The following is a 14,612-nucleotide window of genomic DNA, read 5'->3' on the forward strand; positions in this document are numbered from 1 at the left end:
TGCCCCGGGCGAGGGAGACAACACCATGGCGAAGAAGGGGACTGCTCGGGCCGCGCGCCAGCAGTTGTCGGACCTGCCAAAGCAACTGGCTGCACTGGCCACCATGCCTGTACCCGCTTTGGCGGCGAAGTACCTGGAGCTGTACGGCGAGCCTACGCGCAGCCGCAACCGGGACTACCTGAGAAAGCGCTTGGCCTTCCGCCTTCAGGAGTTGGCCGAAGGGGGCCTCACCGCGCGCGCCGTGGCTCGAATTGCGGAACTGGGGGACACGTTGCCTGAGAGCTGGCGGATGCGGCAGGCGGAGGCAGAGAAGAAGTCCGCAGCCCCACCGCTCGCTGTACCCGACGGCCGCGACGCACGCCTGCCGCCGCCCGGCACCGTGCTGACGCGCGTGTACCGAGGCACTGAACTCAGGGTGACGGTGCGGGAGGGCAGCTTCGAGTACGAGGGCAAGCTGCACCGCAGCCTCTCCAGCATCGCCAAGCTGGTGACGGGGACGGCCTGGAACGGCTTCACCTTCTTCGGCCTCACTGCAGGGAGTGCCAAGGAGGTGACGCAGTGAGTGGCCCGTCCTTCTTTCAGACGTACATGGGGCAGACCTACTACCAGGTGACGATGCCGGGGCTCGTCCGTGAGCTGAAGCGCCTCAACGACAACCTGGAGCGACTGGTGTCCGCGGCCGAGCGTCTCGCAGAGCCGCTTCCGTCCTCGAGTGCGGGTGCGGAGCCTTCGCTGCCAAGGGACGTGGAGGGGAAATGAGGCGGCCCAAGCCGACGCGCGTTCCGACGAACGCGAAGCGCTGCGTCGTCTACACCCGCAAGTCGACCGCCGCGGGCTTGGAGCTGGAGTTCAACTCCCTCGACGCCCAGCGAGAAACCTGCGTGGCCTACGTGCAGCGTCAGCCAGGCTGGGCGCTCGTGGACGAGAGATACGACGACGGCGGCTTCACCGGGGCCAACATGGAGCGGCCCGCATTCCAGCGCCTCTTGCAGGATGTGGACGCGGGGCTGGTGGATGTTGTCGTCGTCTACAAGGTTGACCGTCTCTCGCGCTCCCTCCTCGACTTCGCGAAAGTCATGGAGCGCTTCAACGCGGCAGGTGCTTCCTTCGTTTCGGTGACGCAGAACTTCAGCACGGCGGACGCCATGGGGCGCCTGACGTTGAACATGCTGATGTCCTTCGCCGAATTCGAAAGGGAGATGATTAGCGAGCGGACGCGGGACAAGGTTGCCGCTGCGAGACGCAAGGGCAAGTGGACGGGCGGGCGCGTGCCGTTGGGCTACGACGTCGTGAATAGACGCCTCGCCGTGAATGAGTATGAGGCCGTGGTGGTGAAGGAGGCCTTCGAGTTGTACCTCCGACATGGGACGGCTTCGGGCGTGGCCCAGCTCCTCAATGAGAGGGGGCGGCAGACGAAGCGCTACGAAAACCGTAGCGGTGGGACACAAGGCGCTCGTCCCTGGACGACGCAGGATGCCCTGCGCCTGTTGCGCAACCCCCTCTATGTCGGCCTGATGTCCTACGGGAGTGAGAAGCACCCAGGAGAGCACCCGGCCATTGTGGATGAGGGCGACTTCCGTCGAGCTCAGGCGATGCTGGATGGCCGTCGCTTCGGCGGCCAGTCTCACGGACGCAACCCGGACTACGTGCTGCGGGGCCTGCTGCACTGCGGCCTCTGTGGGGCAGCCATGACGCCCGGCAGCAGCCGCAAGGGCACGCGCGAGTACCGCTACTACCGCTGCACCACCCGGGACAAGCAAGGACGGGGCGCCTGTCTGTCCGCCCCCATGGCAGCACCGGCCCTGGAGGACTTCGTCGTTGAGCAACTCCGAGAGGCCTCGGTGAGCGGTCCCCTCGCTGGGGATGTATACGCCTGCCTCACGACGCGATTGGAGGAGAAACACCAAGCCCTCCGTGCCGAGCGCGCACAGTTGCCGAAGGAACTGGCGCGGCTCTCCAAGGAGTCGGCGAAGTGGGTCGACTCGCTCTCTCAATTGGAGGGGCCCGCCCGGCGCGTCGCCGAGGCGAAGTTGATGGCCGCGGAGGAGAAGGCCGTGGGCCTCGAGAAGCGACTCGCGGAAGTGGAGCGCGGCTTGGATGCCACGCAGGGCGAGAAGTTGGAAGCCGCGTGGGTTGCTCAAGCTCTCGCGGACTTCGATGCCGTGTGGGACGCCCTCGTCCCTGCCAACCGGGGAAGGCTGCTGCGCGCGCTCATCGGACGGGTGGTGGCGAATGACGTGACGGGCTGCATCGACGTGTACCTGGCCCAGGCCGGTGACGGTGTTGTGGCCACGCGCGGGACTGCAGCGGCATGAGCACGAGCCGCGAATCCTTGCCCGCGGAAATGAGCCTCCTTCGTGCGCGCTTTCACCGCGTCCGTCGGATGGGTGTCACGTTCGTCGAGGGGCCCAGACCGCCCCCGCGCGAGGAGTCGCGTCGGCCGTCTCATGTGGCACGGATGGTGGCCCTTGCTCACCACCTGGATGCGGCCATCAACCAGGGGCAGATGCGGAACGCAGCGACTGTGGCATTCCAACTGGGGCTCACTCGGGCGCGTCTGACGTACCTGCTGGACTTGCGTCTGCTGGCACCCGACATCCAGGAGGAGTTGCTGTTTCTCGATGCCGTGGACGGGGAAGAGCCCCTCGGCGAGCGAGTCCTGCGGGCCGTCGTACACGCGGGAACGTGGGAAGCGCAGCGCGAGAAGTGGCGTGCCGTGTCCTCGGCGCGGGGCGCAGAGGGAGAATAGCGTCGAATTACGGCGGAGAGTCCGTAATACGAATTGCAATCTGTTGTCGAATAGATGGAACGTCGTCATCGAAATGCGCGGGCTTTGAGTCCGCAGAGAGCGAACGGTACCCAGATGCAGAATGACATGATGAGCGCGATTCGAGCCGTGGTGGCCGAGGAAGTTGGCAAGACACTGGGGCGCCAGGTGGAACTCCTGGAGCAGATTGCTCAGTACCTGGGCGTGCCTACCGCGAGTCGAGTGGAAGTGGTGCCCGCTCCGAGGCGCGCCCCGCCTGCGTCGGCGAGACGGCGGCAGGAAACTGCGAAGCCTGCAGCGAAGAAGCGAGGCCGTCCTCGGAAGGCGGCGAACGAAGCGCCGGTGGAGGGGACGGACGAGCCGAGCGCGTCGCCCTTCAAAGTAGGGCAAGAGGTCCGCTACAAGCAGGGGCGGGGGACGTTCCCTTCCGTGGTGAAGGCCATCGACACGAAGGCTGGGACTCTCACGCTGGAACGCCAGAGCGACGGCAAGCAGGTAGAGCGTCCGTACGCGAAGGTGGAAGTGGCATAGTTACGGGCAATCAGGCTGGGAACTTCACTGGCCCCAGTCCTCGCCAGGCCAACTCCGTCGAACTTCAAAGGAGTGTCGGTCCAAGCCCGTCTGGTGAACTGCTGTAGCAGGCCGTCCTCTCGATGCGTCCATCTTGGTGGCGGACGTGGGATGGGAGGGATGACGTCGTTGACAGGAAGGCAGCAGCCTGCGGTTTGCTGGATGGTGCGGGTACTGGCTTCCCATGAGGGGATGGTGGTGGTACTTGTTGGGTGCTTTCTTGTAAACCTGACTAGTGCTAGTTTCGCAGCGCGACCCCGCTGCCACTCTCGACAGCCACCGACGTCCGCAGGCGGATGCCTGAGGGGCGTCGTGCTGACGTGACGCTGTCCCACTCTTCCTCATGGAGTGCCGCCCATGGCCATTACCGCCGATGAAGTCAGCACGGACGAGGTCCCCTGCTACCCGGCCTCCGTGCCGCCCTTTACGCCTCATTTCCTCTTCAAGGTGGGTGAGGTCCGGTACGACGCCTTGGCGGAACTGGAGCGACGCCAGTCGGGAGAAGTGCTGTTACTCGCCCGGCGCCGGGTGAGGAAGGAGACCCTTCCGGGACGGTGCTTCGTGCGACGCCTGCCGAATCCCACCACGTATATGCGCAGGAGGAGGCTGGTTGAGGAGGTGCAGTTGGCCTTTCGCCTAAGCCACCCAGCCATTGCGCAGGTGCACCACCTGGGCATCTACGACGATGCGCTGCACGTCGTCATGGAGTACGTGCCGGGCCCCTCGGTTGAAACGCTGGTGACGGCGGGCGTGGTGCGTGGGCACCCCTTGTCCGAGGCTTTCGCTCTCTACCTAGGGGCCGAGTTGGCGGAGGCACTGCACCACGCACACACTGCAGTGGACGAGGACGGACGCCCACTGGGTGTTGTCCACCGCGACGTCAACCCGCGGCATGTGGTTGTTGGGCCTCACGGCGAAGTGAAGCTGATGAGCTTCGGAGCCGCCTTCTCGCTGCTGGTGGGACGGGAGGAGTCGCCGGAGAGCTTGGTGCGAGGTGACGTGGCTTATGCCTCGCCGGAGTACATCCGTCGAGACTCGCTCACCCCTCGCTCGGACGTCTTCGGCCTGGGCGTGCTTCTGGTGGAGCTCCTGACGGGCACCCACCTTTTTGATGTGGCAGACGTGCCACGACTCCCTCCAGGGCGGCCGCTGCGCGCAGAGGCCATTCCCTCGTTGCCCTTGAAGCAGATGCGGGCGTTGCTCGCCAGCTTCGGTCCGGACTCCGTGGAGAAGGCGGTGGCTGGGCTGGCGCCGGATGTGAAGGTCATTCTCCACAAGGCCCTACGCGCCAACCCCGAGGAGCGCTTCGCCTCAGCCGCGGAGCTGCGTGACGCACTCCGTGTTGCGCAGTCCCTGCGGAGCGAGTCCTACGGGAGACAGGATGCTGCTGCGGAGGTGGCGCAGGTGCTAGCGGAGGGCGGACGCCTGCGCGACAAGGTGGAGTTCGGCGAGGTCGGCCTCTATCCCGAGGGTTTGGACGCCCACGAACTCATTGTCGCGGAGGACGAGTAACGCGCCAGCGTGTGCTGTCGCGTTGCCCTGGACGGCCGGTGCTCGCCAACTACCAAAGTGCCGCCTTCGGTGTCGTCTCCGCCATGCGGTGGCCGTCGCCACCGCCCCGTTAGCGAGCGAGCTCCGTCGCGACGTGGACAAGCGCGTCCAGCTTCCCTGCGTCGAGCTTACGTGCCAGGTACAGCAGCCGGCGCAGAGTCGGGGCGTCGTCCTCAGTGGCTCGCGGGCCCTTCCCTCCCTGGGCGGACTTCGCGAGGCCAAGTAGTTCTTCCGGGGACACCTTCAGCTCGGTGCACAGTCGGTACAGGGTTGGGACGCTGGGCAGCATCAGCCCGCGCTCGAGGCGGCTGTACACAGGGGCCACGAGTCCGACGCGTGTCGCTACGTCGGCCTGCGTGAGGCCCATTTGCTCTCGGGCGGCACGGGCTGTTGCGCCGATGGTGATTGCCAGGTCCTGGTCCATGAGGTGAGGCACATTGTACCTGAGAAGTCTCCTCCTCAAGCATGCGTGCGACTCACCGCATCGCCGGAATCAGGTGGAGAAGCGCCTTCACCTGGCGCTCCTCGGTCAAGTCCCGAATCGTGTGTAGTTGTTCGGAGGGGGGTTCGGGGGAGGAATGCTCCTTGGCGGGGTCAAGCAGCGGCAGTGTCTGGGGTTGAGTTGAGCAGGGTCATGTCGAGGTAGCGGCGGTCGTCCCAGATACCAGTCACTTCGAGGGCGACGGCGGTGATGAGACGCAGCGCGCTGGCACGGTCCGGGAAGGCGCCCACGGAGCGGATGCGGCGCTTCACTTCGCCGTGCAGACGCTCCAGGCCGTTGGTGCTGCGCAGGCGCTTCCAGTGGGCCTTGGGGAAGGAGAAGAAGCAGGTGGCGGCGGCGAAGCCCTCGCGCAGGCACTCCATGGCCTCGGGGATCTGGCGGCCCAGTCCGGACTGGAGCGCCTCCAGACGCTTCCTGGCGTCCAGGAGAGAGGGGGCCTCGAAGACGGCCGAGGTCTCCTTGCCGAGGCGTCCGCGCAGGCGCCAGGGCGCCTTGGCGAGGACGTTCCGGGTGAGGTGCACCGTGCAGCGCTGGAGCTGGGCCTCGGGCAGTGCCTGCCGGGCCGCGGCGGCCAGTCCCGCGTGCCCGTCGGCGATGACCAGGCGCACGCCCCTCAACCCTCGCTCGAGCAGTTGGCGCAGCAGCTCCAGCCAGGAGTCCTGCGACTCGCTGCCCCCCAGAGTCACGGCCAACAGGTGCCGGTGCCCATCCTCTCCCACGCCGTAGGCCACCAGGGCCGAGACGTTCTGCACCGTGCGCGCCCACCGGGCGTCCAGGAAGGTGGCATCCAGGTACAGGTAGGGGAAGGCCTGGGTGAGAGGCTGGGTGCGAAGGCCCTCCACCTTCTCTTCCAGGGACTTCGTCACTCGGCTCACCGTCGAACGCGAAACCTCCGCCCCCATGAGCGCTCGCGTCACCCGGCCCATCTTCCGCGTGGAGACGCCCTGCACGTACGCGCTGGTAATCGCCTCGTCGAGTTCCTCGCTGCGCCGTTTGTAGCGGCCCAGGACGGCCTCCGCCGAGCCGCTGGCCCGCGTCCGGGGCACGGCCACCTCCAGGTGCCCCATGGACGTCAGCAGGCCTCGCAGGTAGCTGCCGTTGCGCTGGTCCTTCCGCCCTGCCACCTGCTGCCAGCGCCCGGCCCCCACCAGCCCTCGAATCTCCTCCTCCAGCAGCATCTCCAGCGTCATGCGGATGGCTCCCAGGAACAGGCCTCGCACGTCGGTGCGCACCTCCTCGTGCGAGGGCGCGGCAAACTCGGTATCGTCCACTTCAGGGAACTCCTCGGCTCCCCTGCCAGGGGGAGACCGTCTCGGTTGGTTTCACCGAGGAGCTTCCCTCTTTCCCGCTCGTCCCTGCTCGCCGACTACACACTTATAGGGACACGACCCGCTCCTCCAGCTTACGCACCTGCTGTACCAGCAGTCGCAGGGCACGGGAGGCGGGAGGAGACTCCGCCTGGAAGCCATGTCCAAGCAGGGCGTCCGAGGATGTGCAGAGGACGGTGGCGAGGCCGTAGAGCGTCCGGACGCTGGGGAGCATTTGGCCTCGCTCCAGCCTGCTGTAGACGGCGGTGGCGAGGCCGACACGCTTCGCGACGTCGGCTTGGGTGAGGAAGAGGCGTTGTCGAGCCGCCCGGGCGTTGGTGCCAATGGTGCTCGCGAGGTCGGGCGACGGTGTGTCCTGGGGGCTCTCTGTGGGGGGCGCAGTCATGAGGGGGATGTGGCGAGAGTGTGCCATTCCAATGTAGCGAGTTACATGCAGGGTTGGCAATTCTCTGGGTAGGGCTGCCTTCGGAAGGAGAGGACTGTCCCTTCAGGTTTTGGTAACGTCGTGGCGTATCCGGGAGGGAGACGCCGCATGCGGCAAGGTGCAGTCCTTCAGTCCGCATTGCCTGGGTGGGGGCCGTCATGAGGGACGATGGGCCTCCGGCCATGCTGAGCCCCGGGGATGTCGTGGTGGGTTACACGGTGGAAGGACAGCTCGGGCGCGGTGGCTTCGGCACCGTGTACCGCGCCACATGCGAGGGCCAACTCGCTGCCTTGAAGCTGCTGCACCTGCCACGAGTCGGCGCGCGCGTGGAGCGGGAGGTGTCCATTCTCCTTCGCCTGCGTCACCCCAATGTCGTGGGGATTCGTGGCTTCGGGTACTGGCCCGCGGCGGCACCGGAGTTTGCCGTCATCGCCATGGAGTACGTGGAGGGGCGGCAACTGGACGCGTGGGCTCGGGATGAGAACCCCTCTGCCCGGCAGGTGCTGAAGGTGGTGCTGGATGTGGCGCGGGCGCTGGCGGCCACCCACGAGGCCGGCGTCGTGCACCGGGACGTGAAGGAGGCCAACGTCATGGTGCGCGCCTCTGATGGCCTGGCGGTACTGGTGGACTATGGCGTTGGGGACTACGAGGGCGCCCCGGGTGTCACTCTCTCCGTGCTGCCTCCTGGGACCCCAGAGTACCGCCCTCCCGAGGCCTGGCTGTTCTTCGAGGAGCACTCTGGGGTGCGAGGTGCTCGCTATATCCCCGGCCCAGCGGACGACTTGTGGGCGTTAGGAGTGGCTCTCTACCACCTACTCACCGCCAGAGCGCCGTTCGAGGCTGGGGACGACCAGTCCTTCATCAACGCTGTCATCTCCCACACGCCCACGTCTCCTCGAGAGGAGAATGCGCGGGTGCCGCAGGCTCTCAGCGACGTGTGCATGCGCCTGCTGGAGAAGGACCCCAAGGAGCGGTACCTGGATGCAGGTGCACTGTGCGCGGCGCTGGAGACAGCGCTGGCTGGAGCCGACGAGGCGTGGAACGTCCCCCTGTGCGACGCGTATGGGCTGGACACTGCTACCACTGAGGGCAAGGTCGACCCAGTTGCGCAGTGGATGAACAAACCGCTGCACCGGCCTCGACGAGGGAAGAGACCCGCGTCGGCTGTCGCTGGTGTACTGGCCGCGCAGGACTCTGAGCTGGGCCTTGAGGGCTTGGCCTTGCCTAGCGGGGAAGGACCCGAAAGCGATGGGGGCCCCGCGTGGCCTCCAGAGGTGGCGCAGTGGTCCGACGTGAATGCGCGGCTACCGAGGCCGCCGCTCCGACGTGGGGTGTGGACGGCCGCAGTAGTCAGCTTTCTATGCGTTGCCGCGGCCTTGGTGCTTCTCTGGGGGGAACGGGATGTCGGCCTAAGGGGAAGTCAGGCGCTTCCGGGCCGCCAAGAAGTAGCGACATATGCCAAGAAACCTCAAGCTGCCCCGGCCGCAGCTCCCATCGGGCCGGAGGCCACACCTGCGGCCGTCGCTCCCCCTGCGACGCTTCCCGAGGTGACTGCAACCGTGACGACATCCAAGCGCGACACCCCTTCCTCCCCGTCAGCGCCTGCCAAGAAGGCCACGAGGACCTTCAGTAGTGCCTTGGCGACGACGGCCCTCTGCGGTGCGCTGGCTTGTTCGGGTCCCCAGGTGCGCCCAGCTCCGGAGCCCGAGCCGTGCCCGGCAGGAGCCACTAAGGGCATGAAGATGCTCGGCATGGGGATCGGGGACGAGGAGGGTGGGGCCTTCATTCAGGATGACTCAAGATTCATAACGGTGAAAGAAGGCACTGCGCAGATTTTCCTGGGGGGCATGGCTACTCTGTCTGGGCGGCTCATTATCGCCGACCGCGTCTATGTTCGACTGACCCGGGCCCGCACGAGCAAAGGAACGTTTCCCGTGTGCTTGGAGGTGCTGGACAGCTCAGGAAACCGCGGGCTCGCGATAAAAGAAGGGGGAGGGGATACTGGTAGGGCGCGCGTGTTCTCAGCTGTTACCGTCAGGGCAGTGAGTGAATTTGAGTGAAGTGTTGCTGTCTGGCAGACGCCCGTGAGTCGCCAGCGGCGTCGCTGCTGGCTTGGTCCAGGAGAAGCGTCGAGTGCATCATTCCGTGTCGGCCGTGCTGCTTTCCCTCCTTCTCTCAGGATCGGGGACAGCGCTGGCGCAGTCGCCCTCATCCAACGTGGGGCTGAGCATTCGGCGAATCGATCTGGTCGCGGACGATGCTCAGCCAGCGACTGAAGTGGCAGTGAGCCCGGGGCTCTCGACGGTGTTCCTCTTTGATTCGGAGGTGAGTCGGGAGGGGCTGATGCTCGAGGGACGCGAGCACTTCGCGATGGTGGACGCTGGGCTCAAAACCTTGCGACTGGTCCCTTCAGAGAAAATCTCGGCGGGCGAGCGGCTCAAGCTGACGGTGCGTTTCCAGGATGGGGCGGCCCCGGCCACTGCGACGTTTGTCTTGGTCTCGCACCCTGCACGGTCGGAGGCGCATGTCGAAGTCTATCGACGCCAGAGGAGCGTCGAGACATACCAGGAGGAAGTCCGTCTAGCGCGCATCGAGGCTGAGAAGTGCAGAGAGGAGCATGCGCGCCTGCGCGCAGAGCGAAGTGCTCCTGACGGGCTGACGGGGCTCATCTCGACAGCAGTCCTCAGCAAACGAGGCGTTGACTACCGCGACCTGACCGAGGGTGTGACCCCGACCCCAGGAGGGGCAGCAGCCAAACAGTATGTCTATGCATACCGCACAGCCCGCAGGGTGGCTGTTGAGGTCACCGTCACGCCACGGGGGGACGCCCAACCGTGGACGGCAGTGGGGGCGATGCTCCGGGGCAAGGGCAACGACGAACTGAAGGTGCTCCAAGTGTGGCAGTCTGGCCCTGTGGCCCCTGGCTCTGGAGTCCAGCGCGTGGTGGTTGAGGCTGAGGCTTCATCCGAGTCTCCCCAAGGCCCCTTCACGCTGAAGCTCTGGGACGTGGATGGGCGCCGCACCGTCACGCTGGGCAACGTCACCTTCCCATAGATAGCTCCGGAGTGAGCGGTCTCGTGGCCTCTCGCATTCCTCGTGCGCTTGGGGACTTGTGGGGACTGTGCTTTTCGGGTTCAATGGATTGTACTTTTTAGGTGCAGTTCATGGGTGGGCCCTGGAGAGCGACATGAGCCTCGTAGCGTTGGAGTGTGTGCGGGTACATGCGCACCTCCGCTGTCTTGGTGGCAACAGAGTGGGAGCCGAGGGCGATGCCCCAGAGCCGCCCTCGTGACGTCACCCCATCTGAGCTGAACCGGGCTTGGGGTCATCGGTGCAGGACTTCGGCACGTCAACGAGTGGCGCGTGTCGGCGCTGCATGACGTGCCCGTAGCTGTCTGCGCTTCGTCGGGCCGCATGCCTGACGGGCGCTGAGGAGCCCTTCCTCAATCCCCCATTTGCACGTTGGAGGCATTCGCGGGGCCGGACTGTCCTGGTGCCGTGACGTGACACGTCTGCCTGCTGCTCTAGGCGGGGCCGGGACTCCTGGCGCCGTGGCGTGACACGTCTGCCTATGGTTTGACCCAGTCGGCCTGCCAGTGACTACCGCAATGCAATTCATTTACCCGCGGCCGGCGCCCTGCCTGGCCGGACGGGAGACCTCTGTCCATCGCCCCTTCCTGGGGCCTTCACAGGAGATGTCGATGTTCATGCGCTGGGCCGTCGTGTTGCTGCTGGTGTTGCCTGGAGTCGGGTGGGCGGAGGTGCCGCCCGAGTACAAGGGCGTCCCGGGACTGGACGAAACCATCCTCCTCGAACCGGACGTGGACGAGCCGCTCGAGGGTGTCGTTGAAGAAGACGAGGACGAAGAGAAGGAAGCGGCTCCGGCCTCTTCTGGCTCGGGCTCTGGCTGGGCGAACCGGCTGAGCTTGGAGACCACGACATGGGCGCTGCTGCCTCGCCGTGGTGCGGGGACGGATGAGGGCTTCCTGCAGCTCCACCCACGGCTGGAGGTCGTTAAGCCAAGCTTCCTTCAAGTCGACCTGGGCGCTCCGGTGCGCCTGCGCATGTGGGGCGGGGAGGCAGGGGGCAGTCTGGTGCGCAAGGAGGACTGGGACGAGCTCTCCGACTGGGGCCAGGTGGTGCAGAACCTGATGGTGGGGGGCGACGCACCGAACTTCGTGTGGGTGGGTGCCTTGGAGTCGTACACGCTGCTGTCCGGGCACCTGGTGCGCCGCTACAACAACCGGGGCAACCCCGACTACCACCCGGCCGGCGCGGTGGTGACGGGCATGCTGAGGCCCCTCTACGTCGAGGCCTTCGCCTCGGACGTGCTGGGCGCGCGGCTGATGGGGGCGGAAGTCGTCCTGGACATGCAGCACCTCCTCGTGGGTCGCCAGCCGTACCCCATGCAGTACACGCTGGCGCTGTCCGCGGTGCATGACTGGGGCAAGGCGGGAGGTACGTCGGCGCCGATGACGTTGGCCCACCTGGATGGGACGGCCATGCTCGTGCGGCGCCGCAATCCCGACGGGGGCTTCGAACTGCAGGCGAATGCGGGCTGGGGCGGGCGTCCCGGCGAGGGCGGCGCGTGGGGCGCGGTGGCGGGGCTGGGAGCTGAGTATCTGACCTCAAGGATGGACCTGCGTGCGCGCCTGGAGGGCCGCCTCCAGCGCGGAGGTTTCCGTCAGGGCGCCTTCGGCCCGGACTACGAGCTAGCGCGCTTCCAGGTGGCGGGCCCGACTGCCCTGCCGCAGGCGGACGCGCCTTTCCCGGACGGGTACTCGGCCTACGGCGAGGTGATTCTGAGCTGGGATGCGGAGAGCCTGAGCGTGCTGGGGCATCGCCACTTCCGGCTGACGATGGGCACCGAGGTCTTCAACTGGGGCCGGGTGGACGTAGACGGCCGGCTCGAGACGCAGCTCTTCCACCGCAACCTCTCGGTGGGGGTCGGCGGCGTGGCGGTGGGTGCGGGCCAGCCAGGAGCGCGCTACCTCGCCTCGGCCGAGACGCGATGGCGCTTCCTGGGTGGGAAGCTGTACGCGGTGGGGCAAGGGGGCACGCTGCTCTTCCCAACGGCGGAAGGGACGCTGCGGCCAGGCGCCTTCGCTTCCGTGGGGCTGGGGGTGGACAATGCGCGCTGAGCAGCCTTGGCGCAGCGGGTTTGGCCTCGCGCTGGTGGTGGCCCTCCTGGCCTCCGGGTGCGCCTCGTTGCCGGCGCGGCTGGGCCATGCGGGCCCCAGTGCGGCCCCGGCCTTCAGTCCCTTCTCCGTGCCCGCCCAGGCGGCGAGGAGCGTGGCGACGGCGGTGTACCAGGGGGAGGCGTTAGGCCCCGCGGACGGGACGCCAGAGCCGGCGCCGATGGGCTATCGGCGAGTGCCCACCGGCAATGCCGTCAACGGGAAGGGAGTGCGCGGCTCGGGCGGTGAGGACGGCGCCTTCATTTGTGGCGGCAAGGCCCTACCTCTGGGCTGGCCCCGATTGGACTCCAGCCGAGAGGTACTGGCGCCCTTCCTGGCGTGTGCCTCGCCCGCGGAGTTCGTGGCCATGCAGCGCGGGGTGGGGGACATGGGCGCGTTGGTGCAGTCCCTCACGGCCTGGGACGCTGTCCGGCTGGGCGCCCTGGGGCCGATGGACGACGACGCCTCGGCCGTCCTCAGTCGCAAGCGCGCGGACTTCATGGTCACGGCCACCGAGAAGTACGGCATCCCGTATGCCGAGGTGTTCGCCCTCTTCGTCCTGCACTCGGCCTTCGACGACGAGCTGCGCGAGGTGGTGCAGCGACTCGCCCGTGACAAGCAACTGGACGAGACGCTAGGCGCAATGGTCGCTGTCCGCGAGGAGCTGAAGCGGCGGGGCCTGGCGATAGATGGCTTCCCGGAGCGAGGAGCGCAGGGCCGCGACGTCCTGCGCGGGCTGGGGCGCGCGGGCAGGGACATGCTCTCCAGTACCTTGGTGAGTGGTGTGGCCCGGTACTCAGAGCTCATGGCCATGCGTGGGCAGATGCCTCCGCCCTACCAGTCCGCCCTCGACGAGGTGGAGAAGGCCCTGATGGAAAGGCACTACTCGCCGGGAAGCGTTTCGGCGGGGGCCTTCGACCACCTCACCTTCGGTGTGCCGGTGGGCTTCTACCACCTGGCGGTGGGGACGGGGCACGGGGCGTACTCGCTGACGCAGGGCAAGTACGAGCAGGCCACGCGCGAGCTGGCGCCGGCCGCGCTGGCGGTGACGCTGTACGCCGGAGGCAAGGGCGCTCGGGCCCTGGTGGAGGCGCGCGGAGGGCTGAGGCGGCTCCAGATGCCGGCGCTCGACGTGAGCGCCATGAAGGCGCTGATGGCGCACCTGGAGGAGCAGCTCGGTTTCAACGCCGCGCGCGACTTGCTGCGCCACCTCCAAGCGAGCCGCGAGGGCGCGCTGGTGGCCGCCGAGTGGGGGGAGGCGGGCCTGTTGGCGCTCTACGAGGCGCGGGGAAACCCCGCGAAGGCGCAGGCGGTACTGATGGAGGCGGCGAGCCGCGAGCCCGTCCAGTCCGTGGCCACCAGGGGCTCTGCGGGGAAGCGGCCCGTCAACCTGGACCTCTTCGAGCAGAACGTCGAGGCGGCCGCTACGGAGGCGCAGGCGGCCAGCCGCGAGTCCTCCACGGCTGCAACGATGAGGGAAGGGGTGACTCGCGAGCCCGCCCGGTCTTCGGCGGCAAGGCGGCAATTCGACAACCTGGACCTCTTCGCCCAGGACGCCAAGGTCGGCGCTGCGGAGGCCGCGAAGGCGAAGCTGTTCCTGGCGGAACTGGAGTCTTCGGGTCCACGGCTCCCGAAGGACGTGAAGCTGCTGAAGGAGCAGGCGCCGAAGCTGGAGGAGCCACCGCCGGGAGTCGAGCAGGGGGCGGCGCTCTGGCAGGAGTACGTCGCCTACCGCAAGAGGCGGCTGAGGGAGATTCAGGACGGTGACGCCGTCAAGGGCCCCCTGAAGTGGGAGGGCTACGGGGGGATGCGTGCCTACTATGCTCGGGGCATGGCCTTCGAGAGGACCATGATCGCCATCCTGGAGGCGGACGCCGCGTTGCCCCGTGCTCAGCGGCGGTGGCTCGGCGACTTCGAGCAGCCGCGCATCGAGACGCACGTGGGCGTGTCGAAGGTGGACTTCCGGTACGCCGACGTCCTCGTCATCGAGGAGCGCCCCTCACCAGGCCAGCCACCCCGGGTGGAGACGTTCAGCTTCAAGAGCCGGAACTTGGCCGTTCTGGACGAAGATGCGCTGCCTGTGCAGGTGAGAACGGACGCCAGTAACGCAATGAAGTACTACGGCGGAACGCTCAAGATTCTTCGGGACGGCATGCGACAGCAAGCGGATGTGAAGCGAGTGCGACTCGTCTATGAGGGCGAGAATCTTCTGCCCAGAGAGCGCGACATGCTAATTGATGCGGCGAAGGACGCTCAGATCCGGAACAAGGGTGTGGAGGTACTGTTTCAATGA

General features: G+C 67.0%; 13 protein-coding genes. 10 read left to right on the top strand and 3 right to left on the bottom strand.

Features of this window, described 5'->3' with window-relative positions:
* The first annotated feature begins 25 nt into the window (after positions 1-25).
* From AC6JA9_RS08775 to AC6JA9_RS08800, 6 genes are all read left to right on the top strand, one after another.
* The gene (locus tag AC6JA9_RS08775) at positions 26-562 is read left to right on the top strand and encodes a DUF2924 domain-containing protein (RefSeq protein ID WP_497959482.1); all 537 of its coding nucleotides are present in this window, start codon (positions 26-28) and stop codon (positions 560-562) included.
* Entirely contained in the window at positions 559-759 is a 201-nt protein-coding gene (locus AC6JA9_RS08780; RefSeq protein WP_497959483.1) for a hypothetical protein, read from the top strand. Before AC6JA9_RS08775 ends, AC6JA9_RS08780 begins: the two co-directional genes overlap by 4 nt.
* Positions 756-2,315, top strand: coding sequence for a recombinase family protein (locus tag AC6JA9_RS08785; RefSeq protein WP_497959484.1), 1,560 nt, complete (start codon positions 756-758; stop codon positions 2,313-2,315). Before AC6JA9_RS08780 ends, AC6JA9_RS08785 begins: the two co-directional genes overlap by 4 nt.
* Complete coding sequence (locus AC6JA9_RS08790) at positions 2,312-2,749, top strand: hypothetical protein (RefSeq protein WP_497959486.1); 438 nt, start codon at positions 2,312-2,314, stop codon at positions 2,747-2,749. Before AC6JA9_RS08785 ends, AC6JA9_RS08790 begins: the two co-directional genes overlap by 4 nt.
* A 114-nt stretch (positions 2,750-2,863) precedes the next feature.
* Positions 2,864-3,298, top strand: coding sequence for a LysM peptidoglycan-binding domain-containing protein (locus tag AC6JA9_RS08795; RefSeq protein WP_408891537.1), 435 nt, complete (start codon positions 2,864-2,866; stop codon positions 3,296-3,298).
* 396 nt (positions 3,299-3,694) lie between these two features.
* The gene (locus AC6JA9_RS08800; RefSeq protein ID WP_497959487.1) at positions 3,695-4,849 is read left to right on the top strand and encodes a protein kinase domain-containing protein; all 1,155 of its coding nucleotides are present in this window, start codon (positions 3,695-3,697) and stop codon (positions 4,847-4,849) included.
* Positions 4,850-4,958: 109 nt separating this feature from the next.
* Here AC6JA9_RS08800 and AC6JA9_RS08805 read toward each other — a convergent pair whose 3' ends face one another.
* The 3 genes from AC6JA9_RS08805 to AC6JA9_RS08815 form a co-directional block, all read right to left on the bottom strand.
* Positions 4,959-5,312, bottom strand: coding sequence for a helix-turn-helix domain-containing protein (locus AC6JA9_RS08805; RefSeq protein ID WP_497959488.1), 354 nt, complete (start codon positions 5,310-5,312; stop codon positions 4,959-4,961).
* A gap of 170 nt (positions 5,313-5,482) precedes the next feature.
* Complete coding sequence (locus AC6JA9_RS08810; protein ID WP_497958474.1) at positions 5,483-6,661, bottom strand: IS256 family transposase; 1,179 nt, start codon at positions 6,659-6,661, stop codon at positions 5,483-5,485.
* Positions 6,662-6,764: 103 nt separating this feature from the next.
* Positions 6,765-7,103, bottom strand: a complete 339-nt coding sequence (locus tag AC6JA9_RS08815; RefSeq protein ID WP_497959489.1) for a helix-turn-helix domain-containing protein — start codon at positions 7,101-7,103, stop codon at positions 6,765-6,767.
* Between the two features lie 197 nt (positions 7,104-7,300).
* On the opposite strand from AC6JA9_RS08815, the gene AC6JA9_RS08820 reads away from it, so the two are divergent.
* The 4 genes from AC6JA9_RS08820 to AC6JA9_RS08835 all read left to right on the top strand — a co-directional run bounded on the left by AC6JA9_RS08820 (position 7,301) and on the right by AC6JA9_RS08835 (position 14,612).
* Entirely contained in the window at positions 7,301-9,202 is a 1,902-nt protein-coding gene (locus AC6JA9_RS08820; RefSeq protein WP_497959490.1) for a serine/threonine-protein kinase, read from the top strand.
* A 73-nt stretch (positions 9,203-9,275) separates the two neighbouring features.
* Complete coding sequence (locus tag AC6JA9_RS08825; RefSeq protein WP_497959491.1) at positions 9,276-10,196, top strand: DUF2381 family protein; 921 nt, start codon at positions 9,276-9,278, stop codon at positions 10,194-10,196.
* Between the two features lie 647 nt (positions 10,197-10,843).
* Positions 10,844-12,283, top strand: a complete 1,440-nt coding sequence (locus AC6JA9_RS08830; RefSeq protein ID WP_497959492.1) for a hypothetical protein — start codon at positions 10,844-10,846, stop codon at positions 12,281-12,283.
* Complete coding sequence (locus tag AC6JA9_RS08835) at positions 12,273-14,612, top strand: hypothetical protein (RefSeq protein ID WP_497959493.1); 2,340 nt, start codon at positions 12,273-12,275, stop codon at positions 14,610-14,612. The genes AC6JA9_RS08830 and AC6JA9_RS08835 overlap by 11 nt, the downstream gene beginning before the upstream one ends.

It is taken from the genome of Myxococcus sp. MH1 (assembly GCF_059738865.1).

Bases quoted from the DNA above. Each gene is read 5' to 3' on its own strand.
- AC6JA9_RS08775 (WP_497959482.1), top strand. From the start codon at position 26: ATGGCGAAGAAGGGGACTGCTCGGGCCGCGCGCCAGCAGTTGTCGGAC.
- AC6JA9_RS08785 (WP_497959484.1), top strand. From the start codon at position 756: ATGAGGCGGCCCAAGCCGACGCGCGTTCCGACGAACGCGAAGCGCTGC.
- AC6JA9_RS08790 (WP_497959486.1), top strand. From the start codon at position 2,312: ATGAGCACGAGCCGCGAATCCTTGCCCGCGGAAATGAGCCTCCTTCGT.
- AC6JA9_RS08795 (WP_408891537.1), top strand. From the start codon at position 2,864: ATGCAGAATGACATGATGAGCGCGATTCGAGCCGTGGTGGCCGAGGAA.
- AC6JA9_RS08800 (WP_497959487.1), top strand. From the start codon at position 3,695: ATGGCCATTACCGCCGATGAAGTCAGCACGGACGAGGTCCCCTGCTAC.
- AC6JA9_RS08805 (WP_497959488.1), bottom strand. From the start codon at position 5,312: ATGGACCAGGACCTGGCAATCACCATCGGCGCAACAGCCCGTGCCGCC.
- AC6JA9_RS08815 (WP_497959489.1), bottom strand. From the start codon at position 7,103: ATGACTGCGCCCCCCACAGAGAGCCCCCAGGACACACCGTCGCCCGAC.
- AC6JA9_RS08820 (WP_497959490.1), top strand. From the start codon at position 7,301: ATGAGGGACGATGGGCCTCCGGCCATGCTGAGCCCCGGGGATGTCGTG.
- AC6JA9_RS08830 (WP_497959492.1), top strand. From the start codon at position 10,844: ATGTTCATGCGCTGGGCCGTCGTGTTGCTGCTGGTGTTGCCTGGAGTC.
- AC6JA9_RS08835 (WP_497959493.1), top strand. From the start codon at position 12,273: ATGCGCGCTGAGCAGCCTTGGCGCAGCGGGTTTGGCCTCGCGCTGGTG.